Below are 1,053 nucleotides of genomic sequence, written 5' to 3'. Positions count from 1 at the left end.
CTCTACCACTGGGAATTTGAGCGCGGCGGCATCGAGCTCGCCATTGACGTCACGGGACCGCTGACGATGAACGACCAGGACCTGATGGTCGATGCGGCGCTCGACGGCGCTGGCTTCGCCTATGTGTTCGAGGCGCAGGTGGAAGCGCTGCTCGCCAAGCGCAAGCTGGTCCGCGTGCTCGCCGACTGGTGCCCGGCCTATCCCGGCTTCTTCCTGTATTATCCCAGCCGGCGTCAATTGCCGGCCGCGCTGCGCGCGTTCTTGGATTTCGCGCGGACGCCCGTCTCGTAGCCCGGATGGAACGCAGCCTGATCCGGGATTCGGTGTCCCACTCGCAGCGGTCCCAGATTGCGCTACGCTCCATCAGGCTACGGGGATGAAACCTACTTCCCCGTGAACACCGCCTTGCGCTTCTCGATAAAGGCCTGCACCGCTTCCTTGTGGTCCGCGGTCGTGGTCAGGCGCACCAGCCGTTCGGCCTCGTGATCGCGCGCGGTTTCGAAGTCGAACAGCACGGCTTCGTCGAGATTGTCCTTCATGTAGCGCAGGGCCAGGCGCGGACCCTCGGCGAGTGACTTTGCCAAGGCGAAAGCTTCGGCTTGCAGCTTGTCGTCAGGCACGACGCGGTTGACGAGGCCGATCGCCTCGGCGCGCGCGGCGTCGATCCGGTCGCCGGTGAACATCAGTTCGCGCGCCCGCGCGGTGCCGACGAGGCGCGTCAGCAACCAGGCGATGCCGTAATCGCCTGACAGCGCGATCCGGGCATAGCCGGTGGCAACGAAGGCAGATTGCGCGGCGATGCGGATGTCGCAGGCCATGGCGATGGCGAGGCCCGCTCCGACCGCGGGGCCGGGCAAGGCGGCGATCGTCGGCTTGCGCACCGACACCAGCGCGCCGGTGAGCAGCCGCTGCCGCTCCTGCAGATCGGCGACCTTGTCGTCGAAGGACATTTCGAGCTTCTTCGGATCGCGATGCGCACCCATGCCCTTGACGTTGCCGCCGGCACAGAACGCTTCGCCCGCGCCAGTCAGCAGCAGCGCGCCGACACCGGGG

The 1,053-nt window shown here is 67.0% G+C and carries 2 protein-coding genes; one reads left to right on the top strand and one right to left on the bottom strand.

Annotation, left to right across the window (positions count from 1 at the left end; genetic code table 11):
* Window positions 1-291 (top strand): LysR substrate-binding domain-containing protein (locus tag JHD07_RS11185; RefSeq protein ID WP_291621953.1); only part of this gene is annotated, 291 nt, incomplete at its 5' end.
* Between the two features lie 92 nt (window positions 292-383).
* Here JHD07_RS11185 and JHD07_RS11180 read toward each other — a convergent pair.
* On the bottom strand, window positions 384-1,053 hold a 670-nt coding region (locus JHD07_RS11180), incomplete at its 5' end, for an enoyl-CoA hydratase-related protein (RefSeq protein WP_291621951.1).

Source organism: Bradyrhizobium sp. (assembly GCF_016462955.1).
In the GTDB taxonomy this organism is placed as follows: Bacteria; Pseudomonadota; Alphaproteobacteria; order Rhizobiales; family Xanthobacteraceae; genus Bradyrhizobium.
This window is presented reverse-complemented; position numbering and strand designations above follow the sequence as displayed.